This is a genomic window from Streptomyces sp. NPDC048182 (assembly GCF_043202555.1).
Lineage (GTDB): Bacteria > Actinomycetota > Actinomycetes > Streptomycetales > Streptomycetaceae > Streptomyces.
The window spans coordinates 190,733-209,136 of record NZ_JBIDAQ010000011.1 but is presented as its reverse complement, the minus strand read 5'-3'; the positions used below and the strand labels follow the sequence as shown (position 1 = coordinate 209,136).

The following is an 18,404-nucleotide window of genomic DNA, read 5'->3' as shown; positions in this document are numbered from 1 at the left end:
TGTGGGGCTCCGCCCCACGCCTCGCCACGGGCTCCGCCCCTGGACCCCGGGCCTGTGCCCACCCGCCACCCGTTTCGGGTGAGTAGAGAAGTGCGGGTTCTAAGCTTCGCTGCATGCGCAGCATTCTCATCACCGGGCCCGGCGGCAGTGGGCGCAGTACCGTCGCCGCCGCCACCGCGCTCGTCGCCGCCCGGAGCGGGTACCGGGTCCTGTTGCTCGGGGCCGACCGGGACGACACCCTCGGGGCCGCGCTCGGGGTGGCCAGCGGGCCCGAGCCGGTCGACGTGGAGCCGGGGCTGCGGGTGTGGCGGCCGGACCCCGCACGCGGGTTCCGGGACGACCTCGCCGCCCTTCAGGACCGCGCCGCCTCCGCCCTCGACCTGCTCGGCGCCGCCCGCCTCGACCCCGAGGAGCTGACCCCGCTGCCCGGCGCCGGCGAACTCGCCCTGCTGCGCGCCCTGCGCGACGCCGCCCTCGCCGAGGCCCACGACGTCCTCGTCGTCGACCTGCCGGCCGCCCCGCAGGCCCTCGCCCTGCTCGCCCTCCCCGAGGAGCTGCGCCGCTACCTGCGCCGCCTGCTGCCGCCCGAGCGGCAGGCCGCCCGCGCCCTGCGCCCGATGCTCGGCCGCCTCGCGGGCGTCCCCGTACCCACCGAGGCGCTGTACGAGGCCGTCGCCCGCTGGGACCTCGAACTGGCCGCCGCCGAGGCCGTCCTCGCCGACCGGGACACCGTCGTCCGGCTGGTCGCCGAGCCGGGACCGGCCGGCGCCGACGCCGTCCGCCTCGCCCGCCTCGGGCTCGCCCTGCGCGGTCTGCGCACCGACCTGCTGATCGCCAACCGGACGCTGCCCGAGGACACCCACGCCGACAGCTGGCTCGCCGGGCCGCTCGCCCAGCAGCGCAAGACCCTGGACGAGTGGCGGGCCGGCCACGCCGTGCACACCCTGCCCCACCTCGGCCGCGACCCGCGCGGCACCGACGACCTGACCGCCCTCGCCGCCCCCGGCGCTCTCGGCTCGGACCCGGGCGACCCGGTCGACCCGGGCGGTCGGGTCGCCTGGCCCGTCACCGACCGGCGGGCCGAGGACGGCGTCCTGGTCTGGCACATCCCGCTGCCCGGCGCCACCCGCGACGACCTCGACCTGGTCCGCCGCGGCGACGAACTCGTCGTCACCGCCGGTCCGTTCCGCCGCATCGTGCCGCTGCCGTCCGCGCTGCGCCGCTGCACCGTCGCGGGCGCCGCCCTGCGCGAGGGCACCCTCGCCGTCCGGTTCACGCCCGACCCGAGGCTGTGGCCGTCGGGTAACGTCGTAGGGACGAACCGTAACGACGAAGCGTGACGACGAACCGCAGTCAGGAGTCCGTCATGGGTAGCGAAGACGACGAGGTGCGCGTCGGCGACGCCGACGCCTGGTCCACGGCCGCCGCCGAGGACCTCAGGGCGGAGCAGGCCCGGCGGCGGGGCGCGTCCGGGCCGCCGCCCGGCTCGGCCGCCGAGGAGCTGCGCCGGCTCGTCGAGGGCGTCGCCGACCGGCTGTCCGACCTCCGCTCCCCGCTGCTCGGCCAGCTCGCCGGGCCGGCGGCCCAGCAGGCGGTCCGGCAGGCCGTCCAGCAGGCCAGGGCGGCCGTCGAGCCGGTCATCGAGCGCAACCCCCAGGTCTTCGACCACCTCGCGGCGGCCGGCGGCGAACTCCTCGCCGCCTACCGCTCCGCCGTCGCGGGCCAGGAGCGCCGCTGGACCGCGGAACGCCCCGGCGCCGCCCCGGATCCCGGCGAGGGCGACGAGGGCACCGGCCCGGGCAAGCGCATCGACTTGGACTGACGGCCCTCGGGTACGGTGGGCCGTAGCGGGGCTCGACCGAACTGAGGGATTCATGGGACTCACCATCGGCGTCGACATCGGCGGCACGAAGATCGCGGCCGGCGTGGTCGACGAGGAAGGCAACATCCTCTCGACCCACAAGGTGCCGACCCCCAGCACCGCCGAGGCCATCGTGGACGCCATCGCCTCGGCGGTGGAGGGCGCGCGCGTGGGACACGAGATCGTCGGCGTCGGCATCGGCGCCGCCGGCTACGTCAACCGCCAGCGGTCCACGGTCTACTTCGCCCCCAACATCGACTGGCGCCAGGAGCCGTTGAAGGAGAAGGTCGAGGCCCGCGTCGCCCTCCCGGTCGTCGTGGAGAACGACGCCAACGCCGCGGCCTGGGGCGAGTACAGGTTCGGCGGCGGCAAGGGCCACCGCAACGTCATCTGCATCACCCTCGGCACCGGCCTCGGCGGCGGCATCATCATCGGCAACAAGCTGCGCCGCGGGCACTTCGGCGTGGCCGCCGAGTTCGGCCACATCCGCATGGTGCCGGACGGCCTGCTGTGCGGCTGCGGCTCCCAGGGCTGCTGGGAGCAGTACGCCTCCGGGCGCGCCCTCGTCCGCTACGCCCAGCAGCGTGCCAACGCCACCCCCGAGCGTGCCGAGGTGCTGCTCGCGCTCGGCGACGGCACCCCGGACGGCATCGAGGGCAAGCACATCTCGGTCGCCGCCCGGCAGGGCTGCCCCGTCGCCGTCGACTCCTACCGGGAGCTGGCCCGCTGGGCCGGCGCCGGCCTCGCCGACCTGGCCTCCCTCTTCGACCCGTCCGCCTTCATCGTCGGCGGCGGCCTCTCCGACGAGGGCGACCTGGTCCTGGACCCCATCCGCAAGTCCTACAAGCGCTGGCTGGTGGGCGGCAACTGGCGCCCGGTCGCCGACGTCGTCGCCGCCCAACTCGGCAACAAGGCGGGCCTGGTGGGCGCGGCGGACCTGGCCAGGGAACCCGACCCGATCATGTAGAAGGCTTTTGTCTTTTGCTTTAGGGGCGCGGGGAACTGCGCGATCAGCCACAACGCACCGCCACTCGCGCATGAATCCCCGCCCCCCACCCCCTTGGGCGTAGATTGATCAACATGGACCAGCTCCCCAACTCCCGCACAGAGTCAGACGGTTCCGCCGTCATCCGCGTCCTCACGTACAACGTCCGCTCCCTACGCGACGACACAGCCGCCCTGGCCCGCGTCATCACCGCCTGCGCCCCCGACCTGGTCCTGGTCCAAGAAGCCCCCCGCTTCTTCCGCTGGCGCAAGAAGCTCACCCGCGTAGCCGACGCCGCGGGCCTCACCTACCTCGCCGGCGGCGCCCCCGCAGCGGGCCCCGCCCTCCTCTGCACCCTCCGCGCCGACATCGAGCGCACCGAGGACACCCTCCTCCCCCTCACTCCCGGCCAGCACCGCCGCGGCCTCTCCACGGCAGTCCTCCGCTTCGGCCAGGCCCGCATCGGCGTCCTCAGCTGCCACCTCTCCCTGCGCCCCGACGAGCGCCACGCCCAGGCCGGCCTGCTCCTGGACCAGCTCGCCGCCCTCGACGTCCCGCACGCGGTGGCCGGCGGCGACCTGAACGAGCCCCCCGGCGGCCGGGTCTTCCGGCGCCTGGGCGACGGACTGCGGGACGCCTGGACGACCGCGCCCCACGGCGGCGAGTACACCTTCCCCGCCACCGCCCCCGACCGCCGCATCGACGCCCTCTTCACCACCGAGGGCGTCGAGGTGCTCGGCTGCGGCGTGCCGACGGACCTGCCCGGCGTGGCCGAGGACGACCTGAGGGCGGCCACCGACCATCTGCCGGTCCTGGCCGCCCTCCGCATCCCCGCGAGCTGACCCCTGCCGGGGCCCATGGGGTCTCAGCCCCACCGCGCTCAGACCACCGCGCCCCGCCCCGGGTCGTCGTCCTCCTCGTCACCCGGTCGCATCCGCACCACCAGCGTGGCGAAGCCGCCGAGGAAGCCGCCGATGCTCAGCGTCGTCAGCCACCAGGTCATCTCCCAGCCCAGCAGCACCGCGAGCAGCAGCAGCACCGGGCCGCCGAGCACGCCCAGCCAGGCGAACCGGGCGGTGGTGTCGCCGTCGGGCAGCGGCGGCGGCTCGGGCGGCACGAAGTGGCCCTCGTCGTCCGCGCCGAGGTCGTCGTCGGAGGGCTCGGCCGGCGAGTGGTCGCGGGGGCCGACGCCCGGCGCGAAGGCCACCGAGCCGCCCAGTGGGCGGGCCGAGGCCGGGCGCTCGGGCTCCGGGCGCTCGTCGTTGGTCTCCGGCTCCAGGAGCGCCAGGTCCTCCACCGACTTGAACGGCTTGGCGCCCGGCGGGTCCTTCGGCTCGTCCCCGTACCCGGCGACGATCGCCGCCCAGGCCGCGTCCTCGTCGAAGGGCACGCCCTCGGCCGGCGCCGCGGCGGCGCCGCTCGCCGGCTGCTCGGGCTCCGCCTTCTCGGGCTCCGCCTTCTCGCGCCCCACCTGCCCGCGCTCCACCTGCCCGCGCTCCCGCTCGTCCTCGCGGTCCGCGTTGTGCTCAGCCACCTGCGGCCGTCCCTTCCTTGCCGAGACCGGGCTCCGGCTCACCGACGGAACCGGGCGCGAGCCGGCCGATGAACGCGACGCTCTCCGCGAAGATCCGGTCCGCGTCATGGTCCAACGTCGCCACGTGGTAGCTCTGTTCCAGCAGGATTTCCGTCACGTCCACCGAGGACACCCGCCCGAGGATCCGGGCCGAGTCGGCCGGCGGCACCACATGGTCCTGCGGGCTGCGCAGCAGCAGCAGCGGCTGCGTGACCTGCGGCAGGTCGCCGTCGGCGAGCCGGAAGAAGGCGCGCAGCGAGTGCGCCGCGTGCAGCGGGACCCGGTCGTACCCCAGCTCGGCGGCGGCCGGCTTGGCGATGTCGCTGGCGATGCCCTTCGTGGCCGGCACGAGGTGGCGCAGCACCGGCAGGGCGTGCTGCGCGACGCCGTGCATCCTGTTCGCCGGGTTGACCACCACCACGCCGCTCACCGCGTCCCCGTGCTTCGCGGCCAGCCGCAGCGCCAGCGCGCCGCCCATGGACAGGCCGGCCACGAAGACCCGCTCGCAGCGCGACCGCAGAGCGTGCAGCTCGCGGTCCACCTCCGCGTACCAGTCCTGCCAGCCGGTGAGCTGCATGTCCTCCCAGCGGGTGCCGTGGCCCGGCAGCAGGGGGAGCGCGACGGTCAGGCCGCGCGCGGCGAGATACCGCGCCCAGGGGCGCAGCGACTGCGGGGAGCCGGTGAAACCGTGGCAGAGGAGGACGCCGACGTCGCCGCCCTCGTGGCGGAACGGCTCGGCTCCGGGCAGGACCGGCACGTCGCGGTCTCCTGTCGTCAGGGGGCCGGCACAGCCGGCGGGTCGGATGCGGTACTTCACGGTACGCGACCGGGCTGACACCGACCAGGGCCGTCGGCGCCATCGGCGGTGCACCGGGATAAGGTCGAAAGTCACAGACACGGGAGGCACTCGGTTGTTGTACGGCGCGATGAAGGTCACCATCGGGGGTTCGCTGAAGCTCGCCTTCCGGCCCTGGGTCGAGGGCCTGGAGCACGTCCCGGCCGAGGGCCCCGCCATCCTGGCGAGCAATCACCTCTCCTTCTCCGACTCCTTCTTCCTGCCCGCCGTCCTCGACCGCAAGGTGACCTTCATCGCCAAGGCCGAGTACTTCAACACCCCCGGGATCAAGGGCCGGCTGACCGCCGCCTTCTTCAAGGGCGTCGGCCAGCTCCCGGTGGACCGCTCCGGCGCGCGCGGCGCGGGCGAGGCGGCGATCAAGAGCGGCATAGAGGTCCTGGAGCGCGGCGAGCTGTTCGGCATCTACCCCGAGGGCACCCGCTCCCCGGACGGCAAGCTCTACCGGGGCAAGCCCGGCGGCCTCGCGCGCGTGGCGCTCGCCACCGGCGCGCCCGTCCTGCCCGTCGCCATGATCGACACCGAGAAGATCCAGCCGCCCGGCCAGGTCATGCCCAAGCTGATGCGCCCCGGCATCCGCATCGGCCGGCCGCTGGACTTCGGCCGCTACCAGGGCATGGAGCACGACCGCTTCGTCCTGCGCGCGGTGACCGACGAGGTCATGTACGAGATCATGAAGCTCTCCGGTCAGGAGTACGTCGACATGTACGCGACCGCCAGGAAGCGGCAGCTCGCGGACGCGGCGAAGGCCGAGAAGGAGGCGGGCAAGGCGGCCAAGGCCGCGCTCGCGCAGGCCGAGAAGGACCAGGCCCAGAAGGAGAAGGCGGCCGAGCGCGCCGAGGAGCGGTAGCCGGGCCGGCGGGGGGAACACGGGGGAGGGGCGCATGCCCGGACGCGAGCGCGTCATGAGGATGTCGGTCGAGCAGCCGCTGTGGCGCGCGCTCACCGCCTACCGCGTCCTGACCATGCTGTACGCGATCGGCTTCTTCGCCTCCGCCTACGACGGCTTCCACCGCCCCTGGCTCGCCATCGGCTATCTGGCCGTCCTCGCCGTGTGGACCCTCGCCACCCTGCCCAGGGTCGCCGGCGCGGCGAGCTGCACGAAACCCTTCCTCGCCGCCGACCTCACCATCGCGCTCACCGGCATCCTGCTCACCCCCGCCACCGACGCCCACGCGCGCATCGTGGACGGCGGCCCGACGCTGCCCTCGATATGGACCGCAGGCTCGGTCCTCGCCTTCGCCCTCAAGGGCGGCTGGCGCTGGGCCGCCCTCGCCTCCACCCTGGTCGCCCTCGCCAACCTGGCGGAACGGGGGAGCCCCGCCCGGGACACCGTGCACAACGTGGTCCTCGTCTGGGTCGCCGCCATCGCCATCGGCTACGTCGTCGAGGTCGCCCGCGCCTCCGAGCGCACCCTCGCCCGCGCCCTGGAGATCGAGGCCGCCACCCGGGAGCGCGAGCGCCTCGCCCGGGACATCCACGACAGCGTGCTCCAGGTGCTCGCGATGGTGCAGCGGCGCGGCGCCGTCCTCGGCGGCGAGGCGGCCGACCTCGGCCGGCTCGCCGGGGAGCAGGAGATCGCCCTGCGCACCCTGGTCTCCGGCGGCCTGGTGCCGGTCTCCCGGGTCTCCGAGGACGCCGCCGAGGGCGCGCTGGTCCGCGTGGTGGAGGAGCCCGACCCCGAGGTCCAGGACGCCGTCGCCGACCTGCGGGCGCTGCTCGCCCCGCACGCCTGCGCGCGCGTGCACCTCGCCGAGCCCGGCGCGCCGGTCCCGCTGCCCGCGCCGGCGGCCCGGGAGCTGGCCGCCGCCGTCGGGGCCGCCCTGGACAACGTCCGCCGACACGTCGGCGCGGACGCGCGCGCGTGGATCCTGGTCGAGGACGAGCCGGACCGGGTGATCGTCACCGTCCGCGACGAGGGCCCCGGCATCCCCGAGGGGCGGCTCGCCGAGGCCGAGGGCGAGGGGCGGCTCGGCGTCGCCCTCTCCATCCGGGGCCGCCTGCGCGACCTCGGCGGCACGGCGGAGTGGGTCTCGGTGGCGGGGCAGGGCACGGAGGTCGAACTGGCGGTCCCGAAGGCCGCCCCCACCGGCCCGGTACGACGAGGAGAGTGAGCCGAGCGTGAGCGAACAGCAGGGTCCGATCCGGGTCATGGTCGTCGACGACCACCCCATGTGGCGCGACGCCGTCGCCCGCGACCTGGCCGAGTCCGGCTTCGAGGTGGTCGCCACCGCGGGCGACGGCGAGCAGGCGGTGCGCCGCGCCCGCGCCACCGCCCCGGACGTCCTCGTCCTCGACCTCAACCTGCCCGGCAAGCCCGGCGCGCAGGTCTGCAAGGAGGCCGTCGGCGCCGACCCCCGGCTGCGCGTCCTGGTGCTCTCGGCGAGCGGCGAGCACGCAGACGTCCTGGAGGCGGTGAAGTCCGGCGCCACCGGCTACCTGCTCAAGTCCGCCTCCACCGAGGAGCTGCGGGAAGCCGTGCGCCGCACCGCCGCAGGGGACGCGGTGTTCACCCCGGGCCTGGCCGGCCTGGTCCTCGGCGAGTACCGCCGCCTCGCCTCCGAACCGGCCCCCGCGAAGGACACCGGCGAACCGGGCGCGCCCCGCCTCACCGACCGGGAGACCGAGGTGCTGCGCCTGGTCGCCAAGGGCCTCAGCTACAAGCAGATCGCCGAACGCCTGGTCATCTCCCACCGCACCGTGCAGAACCACGTCCAGAACACCCTCGGCAAGCTCCAACTGCACAACCGCGTCGAGCTGGTCCGCTACGCCATCGAGCGCGGCCTCGACGACGACTGACCCGGCCTCGCCCGGCCCGCGAGGCCCCCGACGCCCCCTGCCGAAGTGACCCACGTCACCGCTACCGTGTGAGACAGCTCACGCACCGCACTCGGCAACGCCGGCGAAGGGACACTTCCATGCGGGTCGGAGTACTCACCGGGGGCGGCGACTGCCCCGGCCTCAACGCAGTGATCCGGGCGATCGTCCGCAAGGGCGTCCAGGAGTACGGCTACGACTTCACCGGCTTCCGGGACGGCTGGCGCGGCCCCCTGGAAGGCGACACCGTCCGCCTCGACATCCCGGCCGTGCGCGGCATCCTGCCCCGCGGCGGCACCATCCTCGGCTCCTCGCGCACCAACCCCTTCCAGCACGACGACGGCGTACGCCGCATCAAGGACAACCTCGCCAAGCTCGACGTCGACGCGCTGGTCACCATCGGCGGCGAGGACACCCTCGGCGTCGCCGCCCGCCTCACCGACGAGTACGGCGTGCCCTGCGTCGGCGTGCCCAAGACCATCGACAACGACCTGTCCGCCACCGACTACACCTTCGGCTTCGACACCGCGGTCGGCATCGCCACCGAGGCCATCGACCGGCTGCACACCACCGCCGAGTCCCACATGCGGGTCCTGGTGGTGGAGGTGATGGGCCGGCACGCCGGCTGGATCGCCCTGCACTCGGGGCTGGCCGGCGGCGCCAACGTCATCCTCATCCCCGAGCAGCGCTTCGACACCGGGCAGGTCTGCGAGTGGGTGACCTCCCGGTTCCGGGCGTCCTACGCGCCCATCGTGGTCGTCGCCGAGGGCGCGATGCCGCGGGACGGCGAGATGGTGCTCAAGGACGGGTCCCTCGACTCCTTCGGGCACGTGCGGCTCTCCGGGGTGGGGGAGTGGCTGGCCAAGGAGATCGAGCGGCGCACCGGCAAGGAGGCCAGGACCACCGTCCTCGGGCACGTGCAGCGCGGCGGCACGCCCAGCGCCTTCGACCGCTGGCTCGCCACCCGGTTCGGCCTGCACGCCGTGGACTGCGTGCGCGACGGCGCGTTCGGCAGCATGGTCGCCCTGCGCGGCACGGACATCGTGCGGGTCCCGATCTCCGAGGCCACCGCCCGGCTGAAGACCGTCGACCCGGCGCTCTACGCGGAGGTGGGGGTGTTCTTCGGCTGACCCGACCCCACCTGACCTGACCTGACCCGACCCGCCCCGCCCCGACCGGCGCTCCCCGCCCCGGGCCCGTATCGTCGGCCCTCAAGGGGGTCCGCCCGGCACCGGCACAGAACGGGAGCGGTCATGGAGATCCTGGCCTTCGGCGTCCAGGCCGACGAGCGGCCCCTGATCGAGGAGGCGTTCGCCGGCCACGCGGCCGTGCACAGCCTGGAGGTCTTCCTCAGCGAGGACACCGCCCCCATCGCGGCCGGCCACGAGATCGTCTCCACCTCCGTCAACGCCGACCTCGGCGCGGGCGTCCTGGAGATCCTCGCGGCCGGCGGCACCCGGATGGTCGCCCAGCGCTCCACCGGCTTCAACAACATCGACCTCGCCGCCGCCGAGCGCCTCGGCCTGACCGTCGCCCGGGTGTCGTACTACTCCCCGTACGCGGTCGCGGAGTTCGCGTGGACGCTGGCGATGGCCGTCAACCGGCGGATCGTGCGGGCCGCCACCCGCACCCGGGACTTCGACTTCCGCCTCGACGGCCTGATGGGCCGCGACCTGCACGGCCGCACCGCCGGCATCCTCGGCACCGGCAAGATCGGCGAGGCGTTCGCCCGGATCGCCCACGGCTTCGGCATGCGGCTGCTCGGCTGGGACGTCGCCGAGAACCCGGCCTGCCGGGAGCTGGGCATGACCTACGTGCCCAAGGACGACCTCCTCGCCGCCGCCGACCTGGTCACCCTGCACGTCCCCCTGATGCCCGAGACCCAGCACCTGATCGACGCGCGGGCCCTGAAGGCCATGCGGGACGACGCGATCCTGGTCAACTCCAGCCGGGGCGGCCTGATCGACACCGCCGCCCTGGTCGAGGAGCTGCGCGCCGGGCGGTTCACCGGGGCGGGCCTGGACGTCTACGAGGCGGAGGCGGGCCTGTTCTTCCTCGACAAGTCCCTGGAGGCCATCGCCGACGACACCCTGGCCCGCCTCGTCACCTTCCCCAACGTCCTGGTCTCCTCGCACCAGGCGTACTACACCGAGGACGCCGTCCGGCAGATCGTCGACGCCACCCTCGCCAACGTCCTGGACTACCGCGCCGGACGCCGCTCGGAGAACGTGCTCGTGCCCCGGGCCACCTGACCCGCCAGCTCCCGCACGATCACCGCGCCGGCCAGGGTCAGCACCGACTCCGGGTGGAACTGCACGCCGGCGAAGCCGGGCCCGCGCAGCGCGTGCACCTCGCCGCCCGCCGAGCGGCTCACCTCGACGCCGTGCGCGGCCAGTTCCGCGGCGGCCTCGTCGTCGCAGCGGGCGGTGAAGCTGTTGTAGAAGCCGACCGTCTCCCGCCGCCCGAACAGCTCGATCTCCGTCTGCGCCCCCTGGTAGGGCACCTCCTTGCGGACGACGTCCAGGCCCAGCTCCGCCGCGATCAGCTCGTGGCCGAGGCAGACGCCCAGCACGCCGTGCCGGTGGCCGCGCAGCACGTCGGCGGTGAGGGCGCGCAGGAAGCGCATCTTCGGGTCGGCGGTGTCGGAGGGGTCCCCGGGGCCCGGGCCCAGGACGAGGAGCCCCTCGTGCCCGAGCGCCGCCTCGCGCAGCCCCGGTTCGTCGTAGCGCCGGACGGTGACGGCGAGCCCGGCCGAGCGCAGCACGTGCGCCAGCATCGCGGTGAAGGTGTCCTCCCCGTCAACGACCAAGGCGTGCCCGGCCGGCGCCCCCGACGGCTCCTCCCGCATCCGCAGCCAGAACGGCGCGAGGGCGGCCCGGCGCCCGTCGAGTGCGGCCCGTACCCGCGGGTCGTCGGCGAGCCGGGGCCGCGCCGCCTCCGCCCGCGGCCGGCCCGGGCGGACCCCCAGCGCGGCCAGCACCCCGGCCGCCTTGGCGTGGGTCTCCGCCACCTCCCCGGCCGGGTCCGAACCCCGCACCAGCGTGGCGCCCACCGGGACGCGCAGCCGCCCGGCGGCGTCGATGTCGGCGGTGCGGATCAGGATGGGGGAGTCGAGGGTCTGCGCGCCGCCCGCGTCCCGGCCGAGCAGGGCCAGCGCCCCCGCGTAGTACCCGCGCCCACCGGATTCGTGCCGCTGGATCACCCGGCAGGCGTTCTGCACCGGCGAGCCGGTCACCGTCGCCGCGAACATGGTCTCCCGCAGCACCTCCCGCACATCCAGGGAGGACCGGCCGCGCAGCTCGTACTCGGTGTGCGCGAGGTGCGCCATCTCCTTCAGCCGGGGCCCGACGACCACGCCGCCCATGTCGCCGACGGTGCACATCATCTTCAGCTCCTCGTCGACCACCATGGACAGCTCCTCGGTCTCCTTGGCGTCGCCGAGGAAGTCGAGGAGGTGCTCGGGGGTCGGCCCGCCCGCCGGGTAGCGGTACGTGCCGCTGATCGGGTTCATCACCACCGTCCCGCCCGACATCCGCACGTGCACCTCGGGGCTGGCGCCGACCAGCGTCCGCTCCCCGGTGTGCACGACGAACGTCCAGTAGGCGCCCCGCTCGCCCTCCAGGAGCCGCCGGAACAGCGCCAGGGCGGTGGCCCGGCCGAACCCCGGGAGCGTGCCCTCGTAGGTGCGCCGGATGACGAAGTTGGCACCCTCGCCGCGCCCGATCTCCTCCTCCAGGACCCGGCCGACGATCCCCGCGTACTCCTCGTCCCCGACGTCGAAGCCGCCGCCCTCGACCCGCACCTCGCCGGCGGGCAGCTGGGCCAGGGCGTCGGCGAGCGGGATCTCGTACCGCTCCTCCGGGGTCAGCACGAGCAGCGGGGTGCCGTCGTCGCGGATGTCGAAGCCGCGCTCCCGGATCTGCCGGAAGGGCACCAGGGCGAGCCCCTCGGCGGGCAGGTCGGCGAGGCGGTCGTGCTCGGTGACGGGGCCGAGCAGCAGCTCGACGGTGTCGTGGTCGCGGCCCGGGGTGCGGCGGCGCAGCAGGGCGAAGGGGCGGGGGTCGGTCAGCAGCCGGTCGAGCTGTGTCATGGTCCGTGTCCTTCTCGGTGATCGGCGGGAGATGATCGGCGAGAGGAACGGCCAGGGTCCGGAAAACACCGAAGGCCGCCTCTCGGGCGGCCTTCGCGAAGTCTCGAGCTACGCGCAGTCAGTGGGCCGCCGGATGAGCGGTCCACCACCAGGTACGGGTCGAATGCGCGAACATGAGCCGGAGCGTACCGCACGACGGCCCGGCGGGACCCCCTGTCCGCAGGGTGTACTCCCTGTCTCATTCCATGGGCATGGCGCGGAGGCCCCGGTACGACCCCGTAGTGTTGACGTCGTGACCGTGAACGCTAAGACCAGCGCCGGCGCTGGCAACACCTGGCGAGACCTGCCCGCGGCGCAGCAGCCCGAGTACCCCGACACCGAGGCTCTGCGCGCAGTGATCGCGGACCTCGAGTCGTATCCGCCGCTCGTCTTCGCGGGCGAGTGCGACCAGCTGCGCGCCCGGATGGCGGCCGTCGCCAAGGGAGAGGCGTTCCTCCTCCAGGGCGGCGACTGCGCCGAGGCCTTCGACGCGGTGTCCGCGGACCACATCCGCCAGAAGCTGAAGACGCTGCTCCAGATGGGCGCCGTCCTCACCTACGCCGCCTCCGTGCCCGTGGTGAAGGTCGGCCGGATCGCCGGGCAGTACTCCAAGCCGCGCTCCAAGCCCACCGAGACCCGCGACGGCCTGACCCTGCCGACCTACCGCGGCGACTCGGTCAACGGCTTCGACTTCACCGAGGCCGCCCGGGTGCCTGACCCGGAGCGCCTGAAGCGCATGTACCACGCCTCGGCCTCCACGCTGAACCTGGTGCGCGCCTTCACCACCGGCGGCTACGCCGACCTGCGCCAGGTGCACGCCTGGAACCAGGACTTCGTGAAGTCCTCCCCCTCCGGGCAGCGCTACGAGCAGCTCGCCCGGGAGATCGACAACGCGCTGAACTTCATGCGGGCCTGCGGCACCGACCCGGCGGAGTTCCAGACGGTCGAGTTCTACGCCTCCCACGAGGCGCTGCTGCTCGACTACGAGTCGGCGCTCACCCGCGTCGACTCCCGCACCGGGCAGCTCTACGACGTCTCCGGGCACATGGTGTGGATCGGCGAGCGCACCCGGCAGCTGGACCACGCGCACATCGAGTTCGCCTCCCGGATCCGCAACCCGATCGGCATCAAGCTCGGCCCGAACAGCACGCCCGAGGAGGCGCTGCAGTACATCGAGCGCCTCGACCCCGACCGCGAGCCCGGCCGGCTGACCTTCATCGTCCGGATGGGCGCGGACAAGATCCGCGACCGGCTCCCGGAGCTGGTGGAGAAGGTCACGGCCTCCGGCGCCACCGTCGCCTGGGTGACCGACCCGATGCACGGCAACACCTTCGAGGCGGCCTCCGGGCACAAGACCCGCCGCTTCGACGACGTGCTTGACGAGGTCAAGGGCTTCTTCGAGGTCCACAAGGGCCTCGGCACCCACCCGGGCGGCATCCACGTGGAGCTGACCGGCGACGACGTCACCGAGTGCGTGGGCGGCGGCGACGAGATCTTCGTCGACGACCTGCACCAGCGCTACGAGACGGCCTGCGACCCGCGGCTCAACCGCAGCCAGTCGCTCGACCTGGCCTTCCTGGTGGCGGAGATGTACCGGGACCAGTGAGGGCGGCGGCCGGACACGGCTGAATGGGGCGCGGGTCACAAGGGATCCGCGCCCCATCCGCTTTTGCCGTTCGGCCGCTCTGGGTAAGGTTAGGTTTGCCTCACCGCTTCCCGGGTCCCCAGGTCGCCGGTTCGGCACGACCTTTACCCCGCCCGGGAGGTGACCTCCGCGTGTTCGTCTGCAGCTGCTTCCAGGTGACCGAGGAACAGGTGAAGAGCCACGCGGCGGCCGGCGCGTGCACGCCCCGGCAGATCGCCTCCGCCTGCAAGGCGGGCACCGATTGCGGCGGCTGCGTGCGGCGCATCCAGGCCCTCCTCGGGCGCGGATCCTGCCCGCGCCGCGGCCTCGCCGACCAGGGCCGGCCGGTTCTCGCGGAGCTGCCGGAGGCCGCGTAGGGCCTCCCGCGGGTCAGCTGGTGGAGAAGCCGCCGGTGCCCGGTCCCGAGGCGTCCGGCTGGGCCTGCTCGATGACCGTCGTCAGGTAGAGCGACTCGCCCAGCTTCTCGACCAGGTCCAGCTGGGTCTCCAGGTAGTCGACGTGGTGCTCCTCGTCGGCCAGGATCGCCTCGAAGATGTTCGCCGAGGTGATGTCGTTCTTGTTGCGCATCACCTCGATGCCCCGGCGCAGCCGGTCGATGGCCTCGATCTCGACCTCCCGGTCGGCCTGGAACATCTCGGTCACCGTCTGCCCCACCCGGACGTGGAAGAGCCGCTGGTAGTTGGGCAGGCCGTCCAGGAGCAGGATGCGGTCGGTGAGGACCTCGGCGTGGCGCATCTCGTCGAAGGACTCCGCGCGGGTGTACCGCGCCAGCTTCGTCCAGCCCTTGTGGTCCTGCAGCTTCGCGTGCAGGAAGTACTGGTTGATCGCGGTCAGCTCGGCGGTGAGCTGCTCGTTGAGGAATTCGATGACCTCGGGGTCGCCCTGCATCGCGTGAAGCTCCTTAGAACGGGAACTGGCGTGTTGCGCCGCACTATTGCATCGGTGATGAAGATCGTCCAGTAAGTCTTGACTTAGTAAGTAAGTACAGGCTCAGTCGGGATTGTCGGCATCCTGGGCTTTCGTCCGGCACGGGAAGCCCGGGTCGGGGGCATCGGTCCGGGTCTGTCAGGATGGGGACATGGGTCGACCGGAGGGACAGGAGAGCGCGGGCGGTGCCCGTGGTGCGGTGGACCTCGACCTCCCGCCGGGGCAGCGGCTCCAGCGCGGCTGGCCGGTCACCCACTACGGCCCGGTGCCCAAGTTCCGCCCCGAGCGCTGGGAGTTCCGGGTCTTCGGCGCCACCGCCGACGGCTCCACGCCCCGCTGGTCGCACGAGGAGTTCACCGCCCTGCCGTACACCACGGTCACGGCGGACCTGCACTGCGTCACCAAGTTCACCATGCTCGGCTCGGAGTGGGGCGGCATCCCGGCCCGCACGATCCTGGAGCTGGCGCCGCCCGCGCCGGGCGTCACCCATGTGATGGTCTGGGCGGAGTACGGCTTCTCCTCCAACCTGCGGCTCGCCGACTTCACCGCCGAGAGCACCCTCTTCGCCACCCACAAGGACGGCGAGCTGCTCACCGCCGAGCACGGCTTCCCGCTCCGCCTGGTCGTCCCCCACCTGTACGCCTGGAAGGGCCCCAAGTGGGTCCGCGGCGTGGAGTACATGACCGCCGACCGCCGTGGCTTCTGGGAGGAGCGCGGCTACCACAACATCGGCGACCCCTGGCGCGAGCAGCGCTACTCCTACCAGGAGGAACCCGGGGACGGCCCCGAGCTGTAGCGTCCGGGGGCTCAGGTGTCCCGCAGCTTCTTCAGCCGCTCCACGTCCGCCGCGTGCCCCTCCTTGCCACCCGGCGTCTCGATCACCAGCGGCACCCCCTCGGTCGCCGGGTGGGTCATCAGCGCCCGGAACGGCTCCTCGCCGATGTGCCCGGCGCCGATGGTCTCGTGCCGGTCCTTGTGCGCTCCGGCGACGTCCTTGGAGTCGTTGGCGTGGATCAGCCGCAGCCGGCCCGGGCCGACCGCGTCCACCAGCAGGTCGAGCGTCTGGTGCATGCCGTCGGGGCCGGTCAGGTCGTGTCCGGCGGCGAAGATGTGGCAGGTGTCCAGGCACACGCCCAGCTTCGGGTGGGCGTCCAGCGCGTCGAAGTACGGCCCGAAGTCCCAGGTCCGCGCGCACAGCGAGGCGCCCTGCCCGGCGGTCGACTCCAGGAGCAGGTACGGATCGTCCTCGTGGGTCAGCTCCTCCAGGAGCGGTAGCAGGCGCCCGCGGACCTGGCGCAGGGCCACCGCCCGCTCCCGCCCGCCGGTCGCGCTGCCGGTGTGCACGACCACGCCGAGCGCCCCGATCTCCCGGCCCCGCCGCAGCGAGTGCCGCAGCGACTCGACCGACCGCTCCGCCGTGGCCTCGGTGTGCGAGCCGAAGTTGATCAGGTAGGGGGCGTGGACGTAGGCCGGGATCCCCTCGGACGCGCAGGCCGCGCGGAACGCCTCGTCCTGCTGGGGGTTCCCCACCGGGGTCGCCCAGCCGCGCGGATTGGCGACGAAGACCTGCACGGCCTCGGCGCCCAGGTCACGGGCGTAGGAGAGGCCGGTGGCGTGCAGGCCGCCGGCCACCGGGACGTGGGCGCCGACGGGATTGCGGACGGCGGCGGCTGCGGGGCGGGATGTGGTGCTCATGTCCTCTCCAGGATGCCAGGGGTGTGGCGGGGGCCCCGACACGGGTACGAGAGGACCAGCACACGTGAACCGGGGGAGGGTGCACATGGCGGAGGTCGTCAGTTTCGCGCTGCCGGACGGTGGGCGGGTCCTGGTGGAGCCGGCCGACGAGGAGGCGGCCTACGGGCTCCAGGAGATCTCGGTCAGCGGCAGCACCGTGGTGCGGCGGGCCCGGGAGGGTTTCGACGAGGCCCTGGACGGCATCCGGCGGATGGCCGCGGAGGCGCACGCGCGCATCACCGCGCTCGACGTCGCCCCGGACAGGCTGGAGCTGGAGTTCGGGGTGAAGCTCAGCGGGGAGGCCGGGGCCGTGCTGGCCAAGGCGACCACCGAGGCGCACCTCGTCGTGCGCGCCGTGTGGGAGCGGTAGCCGCCCGGCGCCGGTGCGGCGGGGTGTCCGGATCCGGCCGCGCGGGAGGCGGCCCGCTCCCGCGGCGGCGGGGGATCCGCCTACCATCCGGGAGACCGGAACCTCAGGGCCGGAAGGGGACGGGGCATGGAGGAGACGACGGGGGTCGGGTCCGGGCTGCCGGACATCGCGGGATTCACCATCGACGCGCTGCGCGCGCTGCCGGGATCCGTGCTCGCGGTGGCCCTGGAGCGGCTGGAGACGGAGGCCGCCCAGTCCGATGACGACGAATACACCAGCTGGCAGGCGAGCGCCTGAGCGGCCACGGACGCCTGAGCTGCCACGAGCGCCCGAGCGACCGCGGGCGCCCGAGCGGCCGGCGGTCGACGTCGCGGCGCTCCTCGCCGACGGCTGGCGCCCCGCGCCGCTGCGCCAGTTCGTCCTCAAGGTCCGCAGCCGGTGCAATCTCGCCTGCGACTACTGCGTCATCTACGAGCACGGCGACCACACCTGGCGCCGCCAGCCGCACGCCATGGGCCCCGCCGTGCTCGCCCGCACCGCCGAGCGCATCGCCGAGCACGCCGCCCGGCACGGCCTCGGCCGGGTGCGGATCGTGCTGCACGGCGGCGAGCCGCTGCTCGCCGGACCCGGCGGGGTCGCCGGCATCGTGCGCACCGTCCGGGAGGCCGCGGCGGAGGCGGGCGCCGAGGCCGAGTTCACCGTCCAGACCAACGGCACCCTGCTCACGCCCCGGATGCTGGACGCGCTGGCCGAGCACCGGGTGCGGGTCGGGGTCAGCGTCGACGGCGACCGCGCCGCCCACGACGCGCACCGCCGCACCCGCGCCGGACGCGGTTCCTACGACCGGGTGCAGGCCGGTCTGCACCTGCTCGCCGGCTCCTACCCGCAGCTCTACGCCGGGTTGCTGTGCACGGTGGACGTGGAGCGCGACCCGGTCGCCGTCTACGAGTCGCTGCTCGCCACCCGGCCCCCGCTGATCGACTTCCTGCTGCCGCACGGCCACTGGGGCGCCCCGCCGTCCGGTCCGCCCGGCGCGCACGGGCGGTGGCTCGCGGCCGTCTTCGACCGCTGGGCCGGCGCGCCCGGCAAGGAGACCTCCGTGCGGATCCTGGACGAGCTGCTGCACACGGTGCTCGGCGGGCGCTCCCGGCTCGACTGGGTCGGCGTCACCGGCACGGTCTCGGTGTTCGTCGAGGCCGACGGCTCGCTGCACCAGAACGACACCCTGCGCACCGGGGCCGACGGCGCCTCCGCCAGCGGCCTCGACGTGTTCCGCAACTCCTTCGACGAGGTCCTGCTGCACCCCGGCTTCGCCGCCCGGCAGGCCGGGGAGCGGGCGCTGGCCGAGGAGTGCCTCGGCTGCCCGGAGCTGGCCGTGTGCGGCGGCGGCGAGTACGGGCACCGCTACCGGCCCGGCGCCGGATACCGGTGGCCGACGGTGTACTGCGCCGACCTGCTGCTGCTCATCGGGCACATCAGACGCTGGCTCGCCCGCGCGGCGGAGCGCTGA

General features: G+C 73.9%; 21 protein-coding genes. 15 read left to right on the top strand and 6 right to left on the bottom strand.

The genetic code is table 11. The features are described from left to right. Window positions 1-113: 113 nt before the first annotated feature. From ACGFZL_RS22210 to ACGFZL_RS22195, 4 genes are all read left to right on the top strand, one after another. Window positions 114-1,340 (top strand): ArsA family ATPase, encoded by a 1,227-nt coding sequence (locus ACGFZL_RS22210; protein WP_393694044.1) that lies wholly within the window; start codon window positions 114-116, stop codon window positions 1,338-1,340. A 26-nt stretch (window positions 1,341-1,366) separates the two neighbouring features. Further along, on the top strand, window positions 1,367-1,822 hold the full coding sequence (locus ACGFZL_RS22205; protein ID WP_355166959.1) for a DUF5304 family protein: 456 nt from the start codon (window positions 1,367-1,369) through the stop codon (window positions 1,820-1,822). Between the two features lie 52 nt (window positions 1,823-1,874). Beyond that, window positions 1,875-2,828, top strand: coding sequence for an ROK family glucokinase (locus ACGFZL_RS22200; RefSeq protein WP_393694042.1), 954 nt, complete (start codon window positions 1,875-1,877; stop codon window positions 2,826-2,828). Between the two features lie 113 nt (window positions 2,829-2,941). Beyond that, window positions 2,942-3,688, top strand: coding sequence for an endonuclease/exonuclease/phosphatase family protein (locus tag ACGFZL_RS22195; RefSeq protein ID WP_393694040.1), 747 nt, complete (start codon window positions 2,942-2,944; stop codon window positions 3,686-3,688). A 38-nt stretch (window positions 3,689-3,726) separates the two neighbouring features. Here ACGFZL_RS22195 and ACGFZL_RS22190 read toward each other — a convergent pair whose 3' ends face one another. Both ACGFZL_RS22190 and ACGFZL_RS22185 read right to left on the bottom strand, forming a co-directional pair. After that, window positions 3,727-4,380, bottom strand: coding sequence for a hypothetical protein (locus ACGFZL_RS22190; RefSeq protein ID WP_393694038.1), 654 nt, complete (start codon window positions 4,378-4,380; stop codon window positions 3,727-3,729). After that, window positions 4,373-5,176 carry an alpha/beta hydrolase gene (locus ACGFZL_RS22185; RefSeq protein ID WP_393694036.1) on the bottom strand — a complete coding sequence of 268 codons (804 nt, stop codon included), beginning with the start codon at window positions 5,174-5,176 and terminating at the stop codon, window positions 4,373-4,375. Before ACGFZL_RS22185 ends, ACGFZL_RS22190 begins: the two co-directional genes overlap by 8 nt. A gap of 169 nt (window positions 5,177-5,345) precedes the next feature. Between ACGFZL_RS22185 and ACGFZL_RS22180 the strand changes: the two genes are divergently transcribed. The 5 genes from ACGFZL_RS22180 (at window position 5,346) to ACGFZL_RS22160 (ending at window position 10,341) form a co-directional block, all read left to right on the top strand. Continuing rightward, window positions 5,346-6,122: a lysophospholipid acyltransferase family protein gene (locus ACGFZL_RS22180; RefSeq protein ID WP_355166969.1), complete on the top strand. Its 777-nt coding sequence runs from the start codon at window positions 5,346-5,348 to the stop codon at window positions 6,120-6,122. A 34-nt stretch (window positions 6,123-6,156) separates the two neighbouring features. Further along, window positions 6,157-7,386, top strand: coding sequence for a MacS family sensor histidine kinase (gene macS, locus ACGFZL_RS22175; protein WP_393694034.1), 1,230 nt, complete (start codon window positions 6,157-6,159; stop codon window positions 7,384-7,386). A 7-nt stretch (window positions 7,387-7,393) separates the two neighbouring features. Then, the gene (locus ACGFZL_RS22170) at window positions 7,394-8,071 is read left to right on the top strand and encodes a response regulator transcription factor (protein WP_355166973.1); all 678 of its coding nucleotides are present in this window, start codon (window positions 7,394-7,396) and stop codon (window positions 8,069-8,071) included. Between the two features lie 119 nt (window positions 8,072-8,190). Beyond that, window positions 8,191-9,219, top strand: coding sequence for a 6-phosphofructokinase (locus ACGFZL_RS22165; protein ID WP_355166975.1), 1,029 nt, complete (start codon window positions 8,191-8,193; stop codon window positions 9,217-9,219). Between the two features lie 123 nt (window positions 9,220-9,342). Then, the gene (locus tag ACGFZL_RS22160; RefSeq protein WP_393694031.1) at window positions 9,343-10,341 is read left to right on the top strand and encodes a 2-hydroxyacid dehydrogenase; all 999 of its coding nucleotides are present in this window, start codon (window positions 9,343-9,345) and stop codon (window positions 10,339-10,341) included. On the opposite strand, the gene ACGFZL_RS22155 is transcribed toward ACGFZL_RS22160, so the two are convergent. Together ACGFZL_RS22155 and ACGFZL_RS22150 are read right to left on the bottom strand one after the other, a co-directional pair. Continuing rightward, a complete protein-coding gene (locus ACGFZL_RS22155) occupies window positions 10,290-12,179 on the bottom strand; it encodes an anthranilate synthase family protein (protein WP_393694029.1) in 1,890 nt (629 codons plus the stop codon). The genes ACGFZL_RS22160 and ACGFZL_RS22155 overlap by 52 nt on opposite strands. Before the next feature lie 118 nt (window positions 12,180-12,297). Beyond that, a complete protein-coding gene (locus ACGFZL_RS22150; RefSeq protein WP_078493144.1) occupies window positions 12,298-12,354 on the bottom strand; it encodes a trp operon leader peptide in 57 nt (18 codons plus the stop codon). A 117-nt stretch (window positions 12,355-12,471) separates the two neighbouring features. Between ACGFZL_RS22150 and ACGFZL_RS22145 the strand changes: the two genes are divergently transcribed. Both ACGFZL_RS22145 and ACGFZL_RS22140 read left to right on the top strand, forming a co-directional pair. Further along, window positions 12,472-13,824, top strand: coding sequence for a class II 3-deoxy-7-phosphoheptulonate synthase (locus ACGFZL_RS22145; RefSeq protein WP_355166981.1), 1,353 nt, complete (start codon window positions 12,472-12,474; stop codon window positions 13,822-13,824). Window positions 13,825-13,994: 170 nt separating this feature from the next. Then, window positions 13,995-14,219, top strand: coding sequence for a (2Fe-2S)-binding protein (locus ACGFZL_RS22140; protein ID WP_355166983.1), 225 nt, complete (start codon window positions 13,995-13,997; stop codon window positions 14,217-14,219). A 13-nt stretch (window positions 14,220-14,232) separates the two neighbouring features. On the opposite strand, the gene bfr is transcribed toward ACGFZL_RS22140, so the two are convergent. Then, window positions 14,233-14,751, bottom strand: a complete 519-nt coding sequence (bfr, locus tag ACGFZL_RS22135) for a bacterioferritin (protein WP_393694026.1) — start codon at window positions 14,749-14,751, stop codon at window positions 14,233-14,235. A gap of 190 nt (window positions 14,752-14,941) precedes the next feature. On the opposite strand from bfr, the gene ACGFZL_RS22130 reads away from it, so the two are divergent. Next, window positions 14,942-15,586, top strand: a complete 645-nt coding sequence (locus tag ACGFZL_RS22130; RefSeq protein WP_355166987.1) for a sulfite oxidase-like oxidoreductase — start codon at window positions 14,942-14,944, stop codon at window positions 15,584-15,586. 11 nt (window positions 15,587-15,597) lie between these two features. Here ACGFZL_RS22130 and ACGFZL_RS22125 read toward each other — a convergent pair whose 3' ends face one another. Continuing rightward, complete coding sequence (locus tag ACGFZL_RS22125) at window positions 15,598-16,485, bottom strand: deoxyribonuclease IV (RefSeq protein ID WP_393694024.1); 888 nt, start codon at window positions 16,483-16,485, stop codon at window positions 15,598-15,600. Window positions 16,486-16,570: 85 nt separating this feature from the next. Between ACGFZL_RS22125 and ACGFZL_RS22120 the strand changes: the two genes are divergently transcribed. The 3 genes from ACGFZL_RS22120 to ACGFZL_RS22110 all read left to right on the top strand — a co-directional run bounded on the left by ACGFZL_RS22120 (window position 16,571) and on the right by ACGFZL_RS22110 (window position 18,404). Next, window positions 16,571-16,894, top strand: a complete 324-nt coding sequence (locus ACGFZL_RS22120) for a CU044_2847 family protein (RefSeq protein WP_393694022.1) — start codon at window positions 16,571-16,573, stop codon at window positions 16,892-16,894. 126 nt (window positions 16,895-17,020) lie between these two features. Further along, window positions 17,021-17,191 (top strand): hypothetical protein, encoded by a 171-nt coding sequence (locus ACGFZL_RS22115; RefSeq protein ID WP_355166992.1) that lies wholly within the window; start codon window positions 17,021-17,023, stop codon window positions 17,189-17,191. Then, entirely contained in the window at window positions 17,154-18,404 is a 1,251-nt protein-coding gene (locus ACGFZL_RS22110; protein WP_393694020.1) for an FxsB family cyclophane-forming radical SAM/SPASM peptide maturase, read from the top strand. Before ACGFZL_RS22115 ends, ACGFZL_RS22110 begins: the two co-directional genes overlap by 38 nt.

Excerpts from the sequence above, each read along its gene's own strand:
- ACGFZL_RS22210 (WP_393694044.1), top strand. The coding sequence starts at position 114 with ATGCGCAGCATTCTCATCACCGGGCCCGGCGGCAGTGGGCGCAGTACC.
- ACGFZL_RS22205 (WP_355166959.1), top strand. The coding sequence starts at position 1,367 with ATGGGTAGCGAAGACGACGAGGTGCGCGTCGGCGACGCCGACGCCTGG.
- ACGFZL_RS22200 (WP_393694042.1), top strand. The coding sequence starts at position 1,875 with ATGGGACTCACCATCGGCGTCGACATCGGCGGCACGAAGATCGCGGCC.
- ACGFZL_RS22195 (WP_393694040.1), top strand. The coding sequence starts at position 2,942 with ATGGACCAGCTCCCCAACTCCCGCACAGAGTCAGACGGTTCCGCCGTC.
- ACGFZL_RS22180 (WP_355166969.1), top strand. The coding sequence starts at position 5,346 with ATGAAGGTCACCATCGGGGGTTCGCTGAAGCTCGCCTTCCGGCCCTGG.
- macS (WP_393694034.1), top strand. The coding sequence starts at position 6,157 with ATGCCCGGACGCGAGCGCGTCATGAGGATGTCGGTCGAGCAGCCGCTG.
- ACGFZL_RS22165 (WP_355166975.1), top strand. The coding sequence starts at position 8,191 with ATGCGGGTCGGAGTACTCACCGGGGGCGGCGACTGCCCCGGCCTCAAC.
- ACGFZL_RS22160 (WP_393694031.1), top strand. The coding sequence starts at position 9,343 with ATGGAGATCCTGGCCTTCGGCGTCCAGGCCGACGAGCGGCCCCTGATC.
- ACGFZL_RS22155 (WP_393694029.1), bottom strand. The coding sequence starts at position 12,179 with ATGACACAGCTCGACCGGCTGCTGACCGACCCCCGCCCCTTCGCCCTG.
- bfr (WP_393694026.1), bottom strand. The coding sequence starts at position 14,751 with ATGCAGGGCGACCCCGAGGTCATCGAATTCCTCAACGAGCAGCTCACC.
- ACGFZL_RS22130 (WP_355166987.1), top strand. The coding sequence starts at position 14,942 with ATGGGTCGACCGGAGGGACAGGAGAGCGCGGGCGGTGCCCGTGGTGCG.
- ACGFZL_RS22125 (WP_393694024.1), bottom strand. The coding sequence starts at position 16,485 with ATGAGCACCACATCCCGCCCCGCAGCCGCCGCCGTCCGCAATCCCGTC.
- ACGFZL_RS22120 (WP_393694022.1), top strand. The coding sequence starts at position 16,571 with ATGGCGGAGGTCGTCAGTTTCGCGCTGCCGGACGGTGGGCGGGTCCTG.
- ACGFZL_RS22115 (WP_355166992.1), top strand. The coding sequence starts at position 17,021 with ATGGAGGAGACGACGGGGGTCGGGTCCGGGCTGCCGGACATCGCGGGA.
- ACGFZL_RS22110 (WP_393694020.1), top strand. The coding sequence starts at position 17,154 with ATGACGACGAATACACCAGCTGGCAGGCGAGCGCCTGAGCGGCCACGG.